General features: G+C 72.3%; 14 protein-coding genes and 1 pseudogene. 5 read left to right on the top strand and 10 right to left on the bottom strand.

The annotated features are described in order from the left end of the window. Positions 1-48: 48 nt before the first annotated feature. Together malQ and QRY02_RS02470 are read right to left on the bottom strand one after the other, a co-directional pair. Positions 49-2,004: a 4-alpha-glucanotransferase gene (gene malQ / locus QRY02_RS02475; protein ID WP_285989866.1), complete on the bottom strand. Its 1,956-nt coding sequence runs from the start codon at positions 2,002-2,004 to the stop codon at positions 49-51. Positions 2,005-2,107: 103 nt separating this feature from the next. Then, positions 2,108-2,683: a hypothetical protein gene (locus QRY02_RS02470; protein WP_285989865.1), complete on the bottom strand. Its 576-nt coding sequence runs from the start codon at positions 2,681-2,683 to the stop codon at positions 2,108-2,110. A gap of 109 nt (positions 2,684-2,792) precedes the next feature. Between QRY02_RS02470 and QRY02_RS02465 the strand changes: the two genes are divergently transcribed. The 3 genes from QRY02_RS02465 to QRY02_RS02455 are packed head-to-tail and all read left to right on the top strand — an operon-like array spanning position 2,793 to position 6,117. Then, the gene (locus QRY02_RS02465; protein WP_285989864.1) at positions 2,793-3,962 is read left to right on the top strand and encodes a sensor histidine kinase; all 1,170 of its coding nucleotides are present in this window, start codon (positions 2,793-2,795) and stop codon (positions 3,960-3,962) included. Then, the gene (locus QRY02_RS02460; RefSeq protein WP_285989863.1) at positions 3,959-4,636 is read left to right on the top strand and encodes a response regulator; all 678 of its coding nucleotides are present in this window, start codon (positions 3,959-3,961) and stop codon (positions 4,634-4,636) included. Before QRY02_RS02465 ends, QRY02_RS02460 begins: the two co-directional genes overlap by 4 nt. Positions 4,637-4,677: 41 nt before the next feature. After that, a complete protein-coding gene (locus QRY02_RS02455) occupies positions 4,678-6,117 on the top strand; it encodes an amino acid permease (RefSeq protein ID WP_502874240.1) in 1,440 nt (479 codons plus the stop codon). Here QRY02_RS02455 and QRY02_RS02450 read toward each other — a convergent pair. After that, positions 6,095-6,877, bottom strand: coding sequence for a DUF6885 family protein (locus tag QRY02_RS02450; RefSeq protein WP_285989861.1), 783 nt, complete (start codon positions 6,875-6,877; stop codon positions 6,095-6,097). The genes QRY02_RS02455 and QRY02_RS02450 overlap by 23 nt on opposite strands. Before the next feature lie 100 nt (positions 6,878-6,977). Then, on the bottom strand, positions 6,978-8,330 hold the full coding sequence (locus QRY02_RS02445; protein WP_285989860.1) for a type I glutamate--ammonia ligase: 1,353 nt from the start codon (positions 8,328-8,330) through the stop codon (positions 6,978-6,980). Between the two features lie 218 nt (positions 8,331-8,548). On the opposite strand from QRY02_RS02445, the pseudogene QRY02_RS48795 reads away from it, so the two are divergent. Next, positions 8,549-8,887 (top strand): annotated as a pseudogene (locus QRY02_RS48795) (transposase family protein); the annotation flags it as partial. A gap of 287 nt (positions 8,888-9,174) precedes the next feature. Here the strand turns inward: QRY02_RS48795 and QRY02_RS02440 are convergent. Next, positions 9,175-9,993, bottom strand: coding sequence for an EamA family transporter (locus tag QRY02_RS02440; protein ID WP_387055495.1), 819 nt, complete (start codon positions 9,991-9,993; stop codon positions 9,175-9,177). Between the two features lie 317 nt (positions 9,994-10,310). Here QRY02_RS02440 and QRY02_RS02435 point away from each other — a divergent pair, with 317 nt between their 5' ends. Continuing rightward, positions 10,311-10,490, top strand: a complete 180-nt coding sequence (locus tag QRY02_RS02435; protein WP_285989858.1) for a DUF7455 domain-containing protein — start codon at positions 10,311-10,313, stop codon at positions 10,488-10,490. A gap of 150 nt (positions 10,491-10,640) precedes the next feature. On the opposite strand, the gene QRY02_RS02430 is transcribed toward QRY02_RS02435, so the two are convergent. From QRY02_RS02430 to QRY02_RS02410, 5 genes are all read right to left on the bottom strand, one after another. Further along, the gene (locus QRY02_RS02430; protein WP_285989857.1) at positions 10,641-11,822 is read right to left on the bottom strand and encodes an ROK family transcriptional regulator; all 1,182 of its coding nucleotides are present in this window, start codon (positions 11,820-11,822) and stop codon (positions 10,641-10,643) included. Between the two features lie 11 nt (positions 11,823-11,833). Beyond that, the gene (locus tag QRY02_RS02425; RefSeq protein WP_285989856.1) at positions 11,834-13,297 is read right to left on the bottom strand and encodes a sugar ABC transporter permease; all 1,464 of its coding nucleotides are present in this window, start codon (positions 13,295-13,297) and stop codon (positions 11,834-11,836) included. Between the two features lie 20 nt (positions 13,298-13,317). Then, positions 13,318-14,091 carry an ATP-binding cassette domain-containing protein gene (locus tag QRY02_RS02420; protein ID WP_285989855.1) on the bottom strand — a complete coding sequence of 258 codons (774 nt, stop codon included), beginning with the start codon at positions 14,089-14,091 and terminating at the stop codon, positions 13,318-13,320. Between the two features lie 90 nt (positions 14,092-14,181). Then, a complete protein-coding gene (locus QRY02_RS02415) occupies positions 14,182-15,321 on the bottom strand; it encodes a sugar ABC transporter substrate-binding protein (protein ID WP_285989854.1) in 1,140 nt (379 codons plus the stop codon). A 547-nt stretch (positions 15,322-15,868) separates the two neighbouring features. After that, complete coding sequence (locus QRY02_RS02410) at positions 15,869-17,605, bottom strand: DEAD/DEAH box helicase (RefSeq protein WP_285989853.1); 1,737 nt, start codon at positions 17,603-17,605, stop codon at positions 15,869-15,871. Between the last annotated feature and the right edge of the window lie 134 nt (positions 17,606-17,739).

The following is a 17,739-nucleotide window of genomic DNA, read 5'->3' as shown; positions in this document are numbered from 1 at the left end:
CCGGTGGCGTCCGCGCATCACCGGGGGTCGCGCGCGCCGGTGTGGTCGTTACCGGGGCAGCGGACGGGCCGCCGCCAGCGGTGCGACCGCAGCGCGGACCCCCTGCGCGGTGAAGAAGCCGTCCACGCTGACGGGCAGGCGAATCCGCCAGTTAGGGTACTGGTCGACGGTTCCGGGCAGATTCGGCTGCCGCACCTGGCCCGCCACGTCGGCCGGCGAGGTCAGCACGAGCCGCGACGCGGCCTTCGCGAGCAGGGTGTGCAGCGCGACGACCGGGTCGTCGTCCGGAATCCCTTCCCGCGCAACGAGTTCCAGCAGCGCCCGGCGCTCCGCGGCGGCCGCCTCTTCCTCGGCTTCGACCCCGCGGTCCAGCAGGCCGAGCTCGGCCCGGACCCGGACGTGCTCGCCCTTCAGCCAGCCCGGGACCGTCGGCAGGTCGTGGGTGGAGATGCTGGCCATGGCGTCCGGGTCCCAGCTGTCCGGCCGCGTGAACGGCTGGCCGGGCGCGTCCCAGTCGCGCTCGAACCACAGCACGGCCGAGCTGAGCATCCCCCGTTCGTGCATGGTTTCGGTGACGACCTCCTCGACCGTCCCGAGGTCCTCCCCCACGACGACGGCGCCGGCGCGGTGCGCTTCGAGCGCGAGCACGCCGACCATCGCTTCGGCGTCGTAGTGGACGTACGTGCCGCGGTGCGCGGGCTCGCCCGGCGGGATCCACCAGAGCCGCCACAGGCCGGCGATGTGGTCGACGCGGATGCCGTCGGCGAAGCGGAGGACGCCCCGGATGACGTCCCGGAACGGCGCGTACCCGGCCTCGGCGAGCTTGTCCGGCCGCCACGGCGGCAGGTTCCAGTCCTGTCCCTGCTGGTTGAAGGCGTCGGGCGGAGCGCCGACCCGCACGTCGGCGGCGAAGACGTCCCGGACGGCCCACGTGTCGGCCCCACCGGGGTGCACGCCGACCGGCAGGTCGTGCACGATCCCGACGGTCATCCCGGCCTCGCGGGCGGCCGTGCGCGCCGCTTCCAGCTGAACCCGGCAGAGGTGCTGAAGCCACGCGTGGAAGGCGACGCGGTCCTCGAGCTCTTCGCGCGCCTTCGCGGTGGCCGGTCCGGCCGGGTCGTGCAGGTCCTCCGGCCAGTCCCGCCAGTCGGCGCCGTGCTGCTCGGCGAGGGCGCAGAAGAGGGCGAAGTCGAGCAGGTCGCGGTCCTCGGGCACCGCTTCGACGCGGTGCGGCCAGAGCAGCTCGAGCGCGGCCCGCTTGGCGGTCCAGACGGCGTCGTAGTCGATCAGTTCGCCTTCGCGGTCCGGCGCCAGGGACTCGACGGCCGCCCGGGTCGCCGCATCGGCCTGTTCGAACGTCTCGGTCGCGGTGACGCGCAGGTAGACCGGGTTGGCGAACCGCCGGCTCGCGGGCGAATACGGCGACCGTTCGATCGGGTGGGCGGGGCTGATCGCCTGAACCGGGTTCACCAGCAGCACGCCGGCGTCCAGCTCGGAGGCCGACCGGGCGGCGAAGGTGGCGAGGTCGGCGTAGTCGCCGATGCCCCAGGACCCGGCCGAGTGCAGGGCGTAGAGCTGCAGCATCCACCCCCAGGCGGGCCGGACTCGCGGCAGCTTCGCCGGCACCACGGCCAGCACGACGTCCTGGTCGGCGGTGACGACCCGGTGCCACCCGAGCGGCAGGTCCGCGGGCAGCCGGCCCTCCGCCCGCCGCCGCGACCCGTCTTCGAGGACGACCTCGGCATCGACACCCAGCGCCTTGCCGGTGCCCTCCCGCACGACGATGGTCGGCGGCAGCGCGGCCGGCGCTTCCCGCACGGCGCTCAGAGCGGCGGCGATGGCCTGGTCACCGGTCGCGTCGACACCGAACTGTCCGAGGACGGCGACGACGACATCGTCGTCCACGTCGACCCAGACCCGATCGGCGTTCTGGTACCGGGTGGCGACCCCGTGGAGGTCGGCGAGCTCGTGCAGGGCGCTGCGGGCGGGGATCTCTTCGGGCACGGGACCAGCATTCCGGTGCCCGGCCGTTCCCGCCATCTGCGCGAGCTACGTCACCCCGGCGCTTCCGGGCTCCGGCCGGCACCGCCACCCCCGACGAGCCCGATCACGGCCGCACCTCCTCGCGCTTCCCGAACAGCTCCTCCCAGACCGGCCCGGCGAACAGCCAGATCGCCGAGACGGTGCCCAGCCGCGGGAACCAGCCCCAGAGCGGCGCCACCCGCGCCGGCTCGCCGATCGCGAAGATCGCCACCAGCAGGGCCACCGCGGCGAGCCCGCAGGCCAGCAGGCACTTGCCCCACTCGCGCCACTCGTGACGCGCCCGTTCCCGCCCCTGCCGCTTCGGCGGTGGCGGCGGCCCGTGGGCGAACCGGTGGGCGAACCGCTCATCGGCCCACCGGACCATGCTCGGCCCGAACACGACGCTGAAGCCGAGGTAGACCGCCGCGAGCCCGTGCGTGAACCCCGGCTTGCCCCCGGCGGACAGGTCGAGCACGGTCGCCACCAGCACCACGACGTCGACCAGCGGCACCGCGGCCAGCAGCACCGCCGACACGCGCCGCGCGCGCAGCACGTACCGCACCGCCAGCCCGGCCACGATGAACACCCAGAACCCGATCTCGCCCGCCGCGATGACGGCGGCCATCGGGTTCTCCGCCAAGAACTTCCCGATCTCTTCCACGCCGCCACGCTCCCGCGCCCGTGCCGACGGCCGCGTCGGCGGACGGGGGGACCGGGCGTCATCACTTCGTAGGACGCGGGCCCGGCGCGCGGTGTGCTGGGATGACCCGGTGCCCCTCCCCCGCCTGCGCTCGCTCCCGGTGTGGCAGCAGGACGGCCTGATCGCGCTGGCCACCTGGCTGATCGGGTTCCTCGTCTACGCGACCGGCGTCCACCGGCTCGTCACGGCGTACGACCACGCCCCGCTGGGGGTGCGGCTGCTGGAGCTGTCCGCGTTGTGCGGGCTCGAGCTGCTCCGCCGGCGGGTGCCCCTCGCGCTGGTCCTGGCCACGGTGGTGCTCGCGGTGGACGTCCGGCTCGGCCCGTCGCTGCCGGTGATGATCGTCTACACCGACTTCCTGTACGCGGCGACGCTCTACGGCTCCCGGCGCACGAGCCGGGTGATGATCGGCCTCGCCGCGGTCGCGGTGGTGGGCGTGCTCGCCGCGATGCTGGTGATCGCGAAGGAGTGGCGGACGGCGGTGCTGGCCGCGGTCGGCGTGCTGCCGTTCGTCATCACGCCGGTGTGGTGGGCGGCGAACGTCCGCCAGCAGCGCGACATCGCCGAAACCGAGCGCGCCAACGCCGGGCAGCTGGCGAAGATCGCGGAACTGGACCGGCGGGCGGCGGTCGCCGCCGAACGCGGGCGGATGGCCCGCGACCTGCACGACGTGATCGCCGGGCACCTCTCGGCCATCGCCATCCAGTCGGAGGCGGCGCTGTCGCTGCCCGATCCGAAACTGGCGAAGGCGGTGCTGGAATCGGTGCGGGAGAACAGTGTCAGCGCCCTGGAGGAGATGCGCGCGATGATCGGGCTGCTCAAGGCCGACGGCGGGGCCGCGGAGACGACCGCGCCCGCCCGGCTGGCGGACCTGGCCAAGCTGGTGGAGTCGGCCAGGGCCAGCGGGCTGGAGGTGCACGTCGAGTCCACTGTGGACTCACGGGTGCCGCTGCCGGCGGCGGTCGACCTGACGGCGTACCGGATCGCACAGGAGGCCCTGACCAACGCCGCGAAGCACGCCCCGGGTGGGCGCGTGGACGTCGCCGTCCACTGCCTCGACGGCGTCCTCGCGGTGGAGGTCCGCAACGACGTCCGCACGCCGCTCCCCGCGGCCGGCAGCGGAACGGGCCTGCTGAACATGCGCGAACGCGCCGACGCGGTGGGCGGCGACCTCACCGCGGGCCCGGCGGACGGCGGCTGGCTGGTCCGCGCGGAACTGCCGACGGGCGGGGCGCTGTGACAACCGGAGCCGTCCGCGTCCTGGTCGCCGACGACCACAGCGCCATCCGGTTCGGCCTGACCACCATCCTCGGCCACGCCGAGGGCATCGAGGTCGTCGGCGAGGCCGCCGACGGCGCCGCCGCCGTCCGGCAGGCGCGGGCGCTGCGGCCGGACGTCACCCTGATGGACATCCGGATGCCGGGCACCGACGGCATCGCCGCCACCCGGGAGCTGGTGTCCGCGGGGCTCACGCAGGTGCTCGTGCTGACCACGTTCGACCTCGACGAGTACGTGCACGGCGCGCTGCGGGCCGGGGCGGCCGGCTTCCTGCTCAAGTCGGTCGAAGCGCCCCGGCTGATCGAAGCCGTGAAGCTGGTCGCGGCCGGCGACGGCGTGCTCGCCCCGCAGGTCACGCGGCGGCTGATCACCGCGTTCGCCGCGTCGGCCCGGGACCGGGCACCCCTGCCGCGCGGCCTCGGCGACCTCACCGACCGCGAGCGTGAGGTGCTCGCCTGCCTGGGCGAGGGCCTGTCCAACGCCCGGATCGGTGCCCGGCTGTACATCGGCGAGGCGACGGTGAAGACGCACGTCTCGCGCGTGCTGGCCAAGCTCGGCCTGCGCTCGCGCGTGCAGGCCGCGATCCTCGCCCAGGAGAACGGCCTGACCACGGCCGATCTGCGGAAAGACCCGTGACCTTCTAACTTCTCCTCATGGGTGAGCGGCGAACGCTGAACGTGGACGAGGTCCTGGCCCGCCAGGACTCCGGGGAGCTCAAACGGCGGCTGCGCGGGCGCGACCTGATCGGGTTCGGCGTCGGGATCATCATCGGCACCGGCATCTTCACCTTGGCGGGTGTCGAGGCGAAGACCCACGCGGGACCGGCCGTGACGCTGTCGTTCGTGCTCGGCGCGGTCGTCGCGGGGCTCGCGGCGCTGTGCTACGCCGAGCTCGCCTCCAGCGTCCCGACGGCGGGAAGCGCCTACACCTACGCCTTCGCCACCCTCGGCGAGGTGTTCGCGTGGATCATCGGCTGGGACCTGCTGCTGGAGTTCGCGCTCGGCGCCGCCGTGGTGTCGCGGGGCTGGTCGGGGTACCTGGCGAACCTGCTCGGCCTGTCACCGGAGTGGTTCGGCGAAGACGCGAAGGTCAACATCGGCGCGGTGCTGATCATCGCCGTGCTGACCGTCGTCGCCGTGCTGGGCATCAAGGAGTCGGCCTGGCTGACCAACCTGCTGGTGTGCGTCAAGGTCGCGGTGTGCGTGCTGGTGCTCGCGGTCGGCTTGTTCTTCGTCAAGGGCGCGAACCTGACGCCGTTCATCCCGCCGGCGAAGGCACCCGAGGCCGGCACGACGGTGCTGGAACAACCGGTGGTCCAGGCGGCGCTGGGGCTGGAGCAGTCGGTCTACGGCCTCGCCGGGATGATCACCGCGGCCGCCGTGGTCTTCTTCGCCTACACCGGTTTCGAGGCGCTCGCGAACCTCGGCGAGGAGACGCTGAACCCGCGCAAGGACCTGCGCGTCGGCATCCTCGGGGCGCTGGGCGTCTGCGCGCTCCTCTACATCGGCGTCTCGATCGTGCTGACCGGCATGATCCCGTTCACCGACATCGACACGGGCGCGCCGCTGGCCGACGCGTTCGACCGGGTCGGCCAGCACTGGGTGGGCGCGCTGATCTCGCTCGGCGCGGTGACCGGGCTGACGTCGGTGATGATGGTCGAGCTGGTCACGATCGGGCGGATCGGGTTCGCCATGGGCCGCGACGGCCTGTTGCCGAAGGCGCTCGGCACCGCGCACCCGCGCTGGGGCACCCCGCACCGGATGACCATCGGCGGCGCCGGCCTGATCGCCGTGCTGGCCGCGTTCATCCCGATTTCGGAGCTGGCCGACATGGTCAGCATCGGCGCGCTGTCGGCGATGATCATCGTGGCCGTGGCGGTCCCGGTGCTGCGCCGCCGCCGTCCCGACCTCGACCGGCCGTTCAAGGTGCCGTTCTCCCCGGCGATCCCGGTCGTGGCCGCGCTGGCGTGCCTGTACCTGATGCTCAACCTGAACGTGCTGACGTGGCTCCGGTTCGCCGCGTGGCTGGTGATCGGCCTGGTGATCTACTTCGGCTACGGCCGCCGCCACTCCCGCTTCGCCCCGGGGACGCAGGTCAGTCCCAAAAGGACGGAGTGAGCCCGGCGGTGCCGGCCGCCGCGCGGACCACGCCGGCTTGGTCGGCGTCGACGACCACGAGCACGCCGAGCCCGGCCAGCGCCGCCGTCACCCATTCGACCGGCTGGTCGTGGCGGCCGTCGTCGCCGAGGGACGGATAAGTGTCCACAACGGACAGCAACGTGCCCTCGGCGCCGATCCGGATGCCCGCCAGGAGCACGAAATGGCCGCCGGGCGGGCGCCAGCGGGACGTCCACAGTGGCGGGACACCGGTGTCGAGGTAGTCGAGCAGCGCGCGTTCCGGGGTGTCGTGGGCGCCGAGTTCGGCGCCGTCGATCCGGGCGAGCACCGCCACGCGCGGGACGTCCCACAGCCCGACGAGCAGGTCGAACAGGGCTTCGGTGGTCCACTCCCCCGTCACCGGCACCGCCGTGAGGGCGCCCCGCGAGAGCGACCCTACGGCCGCCGCCAGCCGGGTAACCCGCGTGCCGGCCGCGGCCGGGTCGTCGACGACCGGCAGCGGCAGCCGGAAGTCGTGGCGGCCCGGCTCGCCCGGCGGGCGCACGACCGGACCCCGGACCGTGCCCGCGGCCGCCGCGACGGCGTCCTGATCGGCCACGTCGAGCCCGGCCGCCCGCAGCGCGGCGAGCCCGCAGAACGCCGCGGCCAGTCCGTCCTTCTGGGGCAGTTCCGCTTGGGCCACCGCGGCCAGCCGGGCGCCGCCCGGCAGCCACCGCACCCCGGACAGGTCGAGCTGCCCGCCGTCGATCCCCGAAGACATCGGTCCTCTCAGAACCTCGTTCAGCCGTCGGCCGGCGCGAGTGTCACCACAGGCGGGCGGCCGGCGGGTCCGTAGCGCCGTCCTGGCCAGAATAAGGTTCTCAGTAGCGCCAAAGGTGGGCGGCGACGATCTCGTCGGCCGTGCGTTCGGCCGCCCACGCCGCGTCGGAGGCCCGGACGGCGCGGAAGGCGCCCAGCAGCTCGGCACCGAGCACGCCGCCGATCCGCGGCGACGCCACGAGCGCGGCGTCCTGTTCGGCGGGGTTCGCCGGCAGCCGGCACACCCCGCGGGCCTCCCGGTCTCCGTCCGTCCAGCCGTCCGGGTCTTCGCCGATCGGCTCGGGCAGCGCGGGCGCGTCCTCGATGCCGGCCATCCCCGCGGCGAGCACCACGGCCAGCGCGAGGTAGGGGTTGGCCGAGGCGTCGGACGTCTTGAGCTCGACGTTCGCGTGGCCCTCGCCCAGCAGGGCCGAGCCGGGGACGTACCGCAGCGGCGCCTCCCGGTTCTCGACGCCCCAGAACGCGTACGCGCCCGCGAAGTAGCCGGGCCGCAGCCGCAGCGTCGAAGGGACGCTCGGCGCGGTGATCGCGGTCAGGGCCGGCAGGTCGCGCAGCAGCCCGGCGAGGTAGCCGGCGCCGTCCCCGTCCGGGCGCCCGTCGCCGTCGAGCAGGTTGCGCCCCTTGCGGCGGACGGAGGTGTGCAGGTGCCACCCGTTGCCGGCGGCGCCGAGACCGATCAGCGGCGCGAAGCTGACGGCGAGACCGTGCACGCGCGCGGCGGCGTGGATGGTCTGCCGGGCGAGCAGCTGGTCATCGGCGGCGGAGACGGGATCGGTGGCGGCCAGCGACAGCTCGAGCTGCGCGACGCCGTACTCGGCGTGCAGCTGGCCGATCCGCAGGCCGTTGGCCGCGAAGTCGTGCAGGAGGGCCCCGACGAAGCCGTCGAGCCCGACGAGGGCGTGCGGGCTGTAGGCGGGCCCGGGGTGCCCGGGGGCGGCCAGGACGTCGGCGCTGCCGGCGGGAGCGACGGCGAACTCCAGCTCGTAGCCGGCCCGGAATTCGAGCCCGCGCTTCTCGGCCTCGGCAACCTGCGCTTCGAGGACGGCACGCTGGCAGTAGGGCCAGGGATCGCCGTCCCGGGTGAGCTGCCGCACGGGTGCCCAGGCGAGCGCGGGCTGCCCGGCGAGCCGCCGCAGCCGCTCGACGACGGGCACGAGCCGGATGTCCCCGGAGGGCGTGCCGAGGTTCTCGTGCCGGTAGGTGATCGAGTCATGGGTGTCGAAGACGGCGAAGAGCGAGGTCGCCCCGACACCGCGAGTGGCGGCATCGGCCAGCCCGCCGACGGGCACGATCCGCGAGCGCGGGATGCCGTTGTTGTCCGCCCAGGCAAGGTGAACCCCGCCCACTCCGGCAGCGGCGAAGTCCTTCGCCGCGGCCGACGCCGCCTTGGTCATGGCCACCCGCTTCCTGCCGCCCGCGCTCAGTATCCCGGCCGGGCGCGGCGGGGGCCATCACGATCCGATCCTGGCGCGGTCCACGGCTCCACTGGCAGCCGATCCGCCCGGTCGTCCGGGGGCCTGCCTGCCGCGGGCTCGACGGCCCGGCCGGGGCCGCGGGCAAGTGGCCTGGGCCGCAGGGCCCGCCCACCACAGGGCCCGCCTTCCCAGGGGGCTGGCGCCGGATGGGCAGGCCACCGAAGCTCACCGACGCCGAGTTCGTCACCCTGGCCGTGGCCCAGGCGCTGCTCGGGTTCACCTCCGAAGGACGCCGGCTGCGGTTCCTGCCCGCCCGGATGCCCGGCGCGTTCGGGTACCTGCCCGGCCAATCCGGCCACAACCGTCGCCTGCGCGCCGCGTTGCCACGTGCTCGGAGCCGGCGGGCTGGGCCAAGCACGGCTTCTGCCGCTCACACTCCCCGCTGGTTCCGGGGCCTGCGCCTGCACCTGGTCTGCACTCCAGCCGGGCCGCCCATCGCCTGGGCGCTGGCCGATCCGAAGGTCGACGAGCGACGGGGGCCATCACGATCCGGTCGCAGCCTCCGGGCGCGCAGGGCCCGCCCTCCCAGGGGGCTGCCCCCGCTTCCAGCGTATCGGGGGCGGCCGACGGAAACTGCCCGAAAACGCCCGGCCTGGGCCTGGTTGTCCTCATCACGAGAGGCTTGTGGGCAACCCGCCGCGAGCGCCGGGCCGGTGGCCTCCGAACCATCCCGAACGAACAATCCCGAAACGCCCCCAGCCGGGCAACCTCACCTCGAGCACCCAGCGCTCAAACTGCCCGCACCCGCTGAAGCACCCCCCAGTCACCCCGGCGGCTCCACCGCCCGCGACTCCCGGCTCCGCAGCGCCACCCCGGCCACCACGGCCAGCGTCCCCACCGCCTCCGGCAGGCTCGGCACCTGTCCGAGGAGCGCGAACCCCATCACCCCCGCGGTCACCGGCAACAACGCCAGCAGCGTCGCGAACCGAGCCTGGCCCACGCGCCGCAACACCACCTGGTCCAGGGCGTACGGCACCACCGTCGACAGCACGCCCACCCCGATCCCCAGCAGCAGCAACCGTGGCGAAGACCACACCGGGCCCGTCCCCAGGGCCAGCGGGGACAACACCACCGTCCCCGCGAAGAAGCCGATCGCCAGGCTGTCGATGCCGTCGCCACCCACGGCCACCCTCTTGCCCAGGAGGATGTACCCCGCCCACGCCAGAGCCGCACCGAGCGCGAACACCACTCCCCAGAAACTGCCGCCGAGGCGGACGTCCGCGATCGCCACCACCCCCGCCGCCACCAGGAGCAGCGCGAGCACGTCGCGCAGCGTTCTGGAGCCCAGGGCCGCCACCACGACCGGGCCGGCGAACTCCACCGCCACCGCCGTGCCCAGGGGCAGGCGGGCGATCGCCTCGTAGAACAGCACGTTCATGCCCGCCGTCACCACGCCGAACACGATCGCCAGCAGCAGCCGTCTGCCCCGCCACGCCGCGCGGCCCGGCCGCCGCCAGGCCAGCAGGACCACCGCCGCGCCCAGACAGCGGAGCCAGGCCACCCCCGCCGGGGTCGCGTGGCCGAACAGGTCGACCGCCACCGCCGCTCCGGCGTACATCGAAATTCCGCTGAGAACGAACAAGAGCGGGGCCGGCACTGCCGAAAGCCGCCGCGGGGAAGTCACCGTACTCACCACCCCATGCTGCCTGACCACGGAAAACGTAACTCTCCGGGTAATCGTCTCCTGGAATGCGGGAGACCACTACGGCATCCGGGGTAAATCGACGTGACTCAGGTCCCACCGGCGCGGGAACACTTGCGAGCCGCGAAACGTCTGGAACAGTGGAAGCACGAACACGCGGAGCCGGAGGCGATCGCCGTCACCGGCAGCAGTGCCGAAGTGGGCGTAGCTGGATCGATGGCACCGGGCGACCGGTGCCGGGACGGAGGGAGACCCCCATGACAACGCCGACGCTCACCCGCCCCGAACTGACCGCCGCCGACCGCTGTGACCGGTGCGGAGCAGCAGCTCAGGTACGAGCCATCCTCAGTACGGGTGGCGAACTGCTCTTCTGCGGGCACCACGCCCGCGAGCACGAGGCCAAGCTCAAGGAACTGTCCGCCGACATCCAGCGGTAACCCTGCAGACGCGAAAGGCGGCCGGTGCGCACAGGCACCGGCCGCCTTTCTGCATCCCGGGCCGCCTTTTTGCATCTTGCAGATTGCGTGGCGGAAATCACGGTTCAGCCGCGATAAGCAGTGATTCCGGACACGAAACCGGACAGGAAATCAGACAGAATCCAGCACGACTTCGAACGCCACCTCGGCGGCGCCGAGCAGCTTCCCGTCGGCCCCCAGCGCCGAGCTGACGATCCGCGTGCCGCCCACCGCCCGGCTCACCAGGCTGCGCCGGCGCACCTCGGTGCCGACGTGCCGCAGCACCGGCTCCGGCAGCACCGTGAGCAGGTCGCCGAGGACCACCAGCTGCGGCCCCAGCAGGTTGACGACGTTGATCAGCCCCAGCGTCAGCCACTCGGCGAACTCCGCGAGCCGCGTCATCGCCGCCTCGGGGTCGCGGCCCAGCTCGCGCAGCTCGAACAGGATCGCCCCGCGGGCGGTGTCCTCGGCCAGGCCGAGGGCCCGGCACAGGGCCGCCTCGCCGACCTCGGTCTCCCAGCAGCCGCTGCTGCCGCAGTAGCAGGGGCGCCCGTCGGGGCGGATCACCATGTGCCCGATCTCGCCGACGTACCCCGAGCCGCCGCGCAACGCCGAGCCTTCGGCGATGACGCCGCCGCCGACCCCGACGTCCGCCGAGATGTACACCACGTCGGACGCGCCGCGGGCGGCCCCGCGCAGGTGCTCGGCGACCGCGCCGAACTCGGCGTCGTTGCCGACCAGGATCGGGATCTGCAGCACCCCGCCGAGCCGCTCACCGAGGGCGACGTCGGTCCAGCGCAGGTTGGGGGCCTCGTGCACGTGCCCGTCCGCGCGCCGGACGACGCCGGGCACCGACACCCCGGCCGCCACCGGGCTCACGTCGAGGTCGCCGGCCAGGATGGCCGTCGACTCGATGATGTGGGTGATGACCTCTTCGGGCTGGTTCATCCGGCCGCGCAGGTTCCAGCTGTTGCGGCCCAGGATCTGCCCACCCAGCCCGACGAGGGCGATCGCGACGTGCTCGACCTGCAGGTCGACCGCGAGCACGACCGCCGCGTGGGGCTGGGGCAGGACCAGGAGCGAGGGGCGGCCCGCCCCTCGTCCCGGCCTCGGCACCTTCTCCTCGACGACGCCGGCTTCGGCGAGCCCGTCGACGAGGGTCTTGATCGTGCTCCGGTTGAGCCCCAGCTCGGCGGCCAGGGTCGCCCGGGTGCTCGGCCCGCCGACGTGCAGCAGGCGGAGCAGGGTCGTGCGGTTGTGCCGGCGCACCTCGTCCGGTCGGGCGACGGGTGAACTGGACACGGGCTTGATCATCCCATGCTGGTTCAGCGCGTCGACGCAGCCGCGCGGCGCCGGGACAGCGCGTCGACGGTGGCGGCGAGCAGCAGGACCAGGCCGGTGATGATGTTGACCACCGCGGCCGGCTGCTTGAGCAGGCCCAGGCCGTTGATGACGACGGCGATCACGAGCCCGCCGACCACGGCGTCGGACACGCGGCCCTTGCCGCCGAACAGCGACGTGCCGCCGATGACGGCCGAACCGACCGCGAACAGCAGCGTGTTCAGGCCACCGGACTGCGGGCTGACCGAACCGACCTTCGACGCGGCGACGATGCCGCCGACGGCGGCCACCGCCGAGCCGATGACGAACACGCTCGCGCGGATCTTCGGCACGTCGATACCGGCGCGGCGGGCGGCTTCCTTGTTGCCGCCGACCGCGTAGACGTACCGGCCGTACTTGGTCCGGTTGAGCACGTAGGTCCCGGCCACCAGCAGCGCCAGCATGATCGGGATGACGTACGGGACGCCCTCGATCGTGACGACCGCCTTGTTCGGCGAGCGGTTGATCGTCAGCAGCCACGTTCCCAGCGCCGACAGCACGACGAGCGCGCCGACCTTGATCATGATCAGCGCCGTCGGCTGGACGACCAGGCCGCGCTGGAGCCGCTTGAAGTGGCTGATCAGCGTGATCACCGCGAACCCGCCGGCGGCGACGAGGAAGAAGATCCAGCTGCCCAGGGTGTTCAGGTTGCCGTTGGCGATCTTGTACAGGACGTCCGAGTTGCTGATGCCGATCGTGCCACCCTCACCGATGAACTGCAGCAGGACGCCCTGCCACACGATGAACAGCGCCAGCGTCACGACGAAGGACGGCATGCCGATCTTCGAGACGAGGAAGCCGGTGATGCAGCCGATCGCGGTGCCGACGCAGATGGCCAGCAAGATCTCGAGCCAGGCGTTGGCGGGCACGCCGATCGCGACGATCAGCAGCCCGATCAGCGAAAGCGCGGCACCGGCCCAGATCCGCTGGTAAGCCGACAGCAGCATGGCGACGGCGAGGACCCCGATGAACGTGATGAACACGCCGGTCCCCAGGGTGCCCAGCAGGTTCCCGGCGTGCACGTAGTGCAGGGCCATCACGGAAGCGGCGACACCGGAGGCCACGCCGGCGGCGAGGTCGATCTCGCCGAGCAGCAGCACGAACACGATGCCCATCGCGATGATGATGACGCCCGCGCCCTGCGGGAACACGTTGGCGATGTTGGCCAGGGTGAAGAAGTTGTCCGACAGCGCGCTGAAGAGGATGACCAGCACGAGCAGGCCGAACAGCGACGGCAGCGCGCCGAGCTCGCCGGCCCGCAGGCGGGCGAAGTAGTCGCGGATCGCCTCGCCGGTTGACATCGATGTCGTGTCGATGCCGAAGTCGGTGATCGCCGCAGACGTGTTCTGGGTCTGCGCGAGCGCTTCGGCGGGGGTGCCGACCTCGTGCTTGGCAGGGGTTTCAGTCATTTCCGGTTCTTTCTTCCCGCTCACAGGACCACGGCTTCGGGCCGGGCCAGACCGAGGTCACCGGAGCGACCCGCGGTGATCAGCTCCACGACCTGGCCGTGGGAGACGTCCTTCGTGTGCACCTCGGCGACGAGCCGGCCGAGGTAGAGCACGGCGATGCGGTCGGCGACCTCGAACACGTCGGCCATGTTGTGGCTGATGAGCACGACCCCCAGCCCCTGCTCGGCCAGCCGGCGGACCAGGTCGAGCACCTGCCGGGTCTGCGCGACACCGAGGGCGGCGGTCGGCTCGTCGAGCACGACGACCTTGCTGTTCCACAGCACCGATTTCGCGATGGCGACGGTCTGCCGCTGGCCACCGGACAGCGAGGAGACCGGCGTGCGGACCGACTTCACGGTCCGCACGGACAGGGAGGCCAGCGTCTCGCGGGCGGCCTTCTCCATGCTGGCTTCGTCGAGCTTCCACGAACTACCGCGCTCGCGGCCGAGGAACATGTTCTGGACGATGTCGAGGTTGTCGGCGAGCGCGAGGTCCTGGTAGACGACCTCGATGCCGAGGTCCGCGGCGTCGCGCGGGCCGCGGATGTGCGTGTCCTCGCCGTTGAACCGCACGGCCCCCGAGTCGTACGGGTGGATGCCGGCGATGCACTTGACGAGCGTCGACTTGCCGGCGCCGTTGTCGCCGACCAGTGCGGTCACTTCGCCCGCACGCACGTCGAAGTCCACGTCGTGGAGGACGTGGACCGGGCCGAAACTCTTGTTCAGGCCCTTGATCTCGAGAATGGGCTCACTCATGGATGGGCTTTCTCCTGGGTGGGGACCGGGCCGGGACGCGCCGTCGGGGTGCGCGTCCCGGCCCGGCTGTTCATGGGGTACCGCGGGTGCTCAGGAGATGCCGAGCGAGGTGCACTTGGCGGCGAGGTCGCCACCGCAGATCTCGGCCGCCTTCACGTAGCCCTGGGTCACGACGGTCTTGATGTCCTTCGCCAGGATCGTCGTCGGCGTGAGCAGCACCGACTTGATGTCGCGGTTGCCCTTCGGGTCGTGCAGCTTGCCGGTCGCGATGGCGTCGGCACCGGCCTTGTCACCCTTGGCCAGCGCGGCGGCCAGCTTCGCGGTCGCCTCGGCCTCTTCCTTGATCGGCTTGAACACGGTCATGTACTGCTCGCCGCGCATGACCGCCATCAGGCCGTCGGCGGTGGCGTCCTGGCCGGTGACCGGGACCTTGCCGTTGAGGCCGTTCTTCTTCAGGATGGTGATCACCGCGCCGGCCAGGCCGTCGTTCGCCGCGACGACGCCGTCGACCTTGCCGCCGTTGGCGGTGAAGATCTGCTCGAACGTCGTGCCGCCGAGCTGGTTGTCCCAGTCGTTGATCGGCTGCTTCTGGATCCGCTTCAGCTTGCCGCTGGTGAACAGCGGCTCGAGGACGGAGTCCTGGCCGTTGGTGAACAGCGTGGCGTTGTTGTCGGTCGGGGCGCCCTCGATCTGGACGACACCCGCGCCGGCCTTGTCCTTCAGCGCGTCCGCCATGGCCTGGCCCTGCAGCTGGCCGACCTTCTCGTTGTCGAACGAGACGTAGTACTCGGCGCTGCCGCCGAGGCTCGGGCGGTCGTAGTCGATGACCGGGATGCCCGCGGTCTTCGCCTTGGCCTCGACCGCGGCACCGACGGCCGGGTCGGCCGGGGCGATGATCAGGGCCTTGACGCCGGAGCTGATGAAGCCGTCGGCCAGGCTGCTGAACTTCTGGGCGTCGCCCTGGGCGTTCTGGACGTCGGCGTCGAAGCCCTGCGCCGCGAGGGCGGCCTGCAGCATCGGCTTGTCGAAGGCCTCCCAGCGAGCCGAGCTGGCGGTCTCCGGCAGGATGACGCCGACCTTGCCGTTGGCGCCACCACCGGCGGCCGGGGCGGACGAGGAAGCGGAGTTGCTCCCCGTGCCCCCGCTGTTCGAACTGTTGGTGCCACAGGCGGTCAGCGCCAGGCCGGCGCTCACCGTCGCGGCGAGGAGGGTAAGGGTTCTGCTGCGCATCCTCGTTCCTTCCGGATCCAAGCATTGGTGACGAGTGGCCGTCGGCGTGTGCTTCGGGCCCGCGGGACGGTGATCCGGGGAGGCCCGGCGCACCGTCGCGCATATGTTGTGGGCGACAACATATGCCGCTGAGCGGCTGCGGGGAAGATAGCTGGATCGATTAAATGACACCAATTGGACACGGTTCGGCAACACAGGCTGAAGCTCGCCCGGAAAGAGTAGATCCGCTGACGATGTGATCGCCAGCACTCACGGTAAGTTACATCGATGTTTCACGGAGCCGCGAGGTTGCTCCGGTCGTGTGCACCCAGCGCAACCCGTGGCCCGTCCACGACTCTGCGGCGCGATTGGTCGCCGACTTGCGAAATCGGGGCGATGAGGTGCCCGGGAGGCCATCCGCCGGGGCACGGAGGGGCAGCCCCGCCGGTGACAGCGCGATACGCAGCGTCACAAGCCTGGCGGTGGAGTGATCGCGCCGTTCCGGAGACGGACGGTGACCACCGGAACTTCAGCCTCCCGGGCGACAGAGCACGGGGAGCGGCCGCCCTCACCAGGACCGCAGCGTCACGATCCGCTCTTCCAGCTGTTCGACGGTCGCCATGGCCGTCACCGGGCCGCCGCACACCCGCCTCAGCTCGTTGTGGATCGCGCCGTGCGGCTTCTTGGTCCGGTGGTGGTACATCCCCACCAGCGCGTTCAGCTCCTTGCGCAACGCACCCAGCCGCTCGCTCACCGACTGCGGGCGGGCCGTCGGCGGCGGTGCGGCCTCCTTGGCCGGCTTGCGGCGCTTCTCGTCCGCGACCTGCTCTTCCTGCCGCTTGCGCAGCAGCGCCCGCACCTGGTCCGGCTCCAGGAGCCCCGGCAACCCCAGGTACTCCTGCTCTTCGTCCGAGCCGGAGAACACCGCCGTGCCGAACGAGTTGCCGTCGTAGATGACCTGGTCGAGCTCGGCCGAGGCGCCCAGCGACGTGAACGCCTTCTCCTCCTCGCCCGGCTCGTCCTCGGTGCGGTTGGCCTGGGCCAGGAGCTCGTCCTCCCAGCCTTCCTTCTCCCGGTGCGGCTTGCCGAGCACGTGGTCGCGCTGGGCCTCCAGCTCGCTGGCCAGCTCCAGCAGCACCGGCACCGACGGCAGGAACACGCTCGCCGTCTCGCCCTTCTTGCGCGCCCGCACGTACCGGCCGATCGCCTGGGCGAAGAACAACGGCGTCGACGCGCTCGTCGCGTACACGCCCACCGCCAGCCGCGGGACGTCGACGCCCTCCGAGACCATCCGGACCGCCACGATCCAGCGCTCGTTCGTCTCGGAGAACTCCTTGATCCGCCCCGAGGCCTTCGGGTCGTCCGAGAGCACCAGCGTCGGCATCTCCCCGGAGATGCGCTCCAGGATCTTCGCGTACGCCCGCGCCGACTCCTGGTCCGTCGCGATCACCAGGCCGCCCGCGTCCGGGACGCTCTGGCGGACCTGCGACAGCCGCGTGTCGGCGGCCTGCAGCACCGCCGGGATCCACTCGCCCGCCGGGTCGAGCGCCGTGCGCCACGCGCGGGCGTTCTGCTCCGCGGTCAGCGGCTCGCCGAGCCGGGCGGTGAACTCCTCCCCCGCGCTGGTGCGCCAGGAGGCCTCGCCCGAATACGCCAGGAAGACGACCGGCCGGACCACGCCGTCGGCCAGCGCGTCCGCGTAGCCGTACGAATGGTCGGCCTTGCTGCGCTGGAAGCCGCCCGCGTCCGGCTCGTACGTCACGAACGGAATGGCCGAGTCGTCGGACCGGAACGGCGTCCCGGTCAGGGACAGCCGCCGCACGGCCGGGGTGAACGCTTCGCGGATCGCGTCGCCCCAGGACTTCGCGTCGCCGCCGTGGTGGATCTCGTCGAGGATGACCAGCGTCTTGCGGTTCTCCGTGCGCACCCGGTGCAGCGTCGGGTGCGCCGCGACCTGCGCGTACGTCAGCGCGACGCCGTTGTAGTCGGACGAGGTGACGCCGGTGGTGTTGCGGAAGTTCGAGTCGATGGCGATACCGGCCGCCGCGGCCGAGGCCGCCCACTGGTGCTTGAGGTGCTCGGTGGGGGTGACGATGGTGACCGCCTCGATCGTGCGGTCGCTGAGCAGCTCCGCGGCGATCCGCAGGCCGAACACCGTCTTGCCGGCCCCCGGCGTCGCCACCGCGAGGAAGTCCTTCGGCTTCCGCGTCAGGTACTTGGTGAGCGCCCGCCGCTGCCACGCCCGCAGCGGGCGCGCGGTCGAGTCCTTCTCCGCGGGAGGCGCCCCGAGCTGCGTCTCCGTCATCGCCGGTCCTCCCCCTCGCTCCACTGCCTCAACTGCCTGAAGTGCTTTGACGTGCGAAAACCCTCACTGTGGTACCGACTTCTGCTGCGTTGATCGGTCGGCGACTGCGGTGAGGGCACTGGAGCGAGTCTACC

It is taken from the genome of Amycolatopsis sp. DG1A-15b, assembly GCF_030285645.1.
In the GTDB taxonomy this organism is placed as follows: Bacteria; Actinomycetota; Actinomycetes; order Mycobacteriales; family Pseudonocardiaceae; genus Amycolatopsis.
The sequence above is the reverse complement of the archived record's forward strand: the minus strand, read 5'-3'. Positions and strand labels throughout refer to the sequence as shown.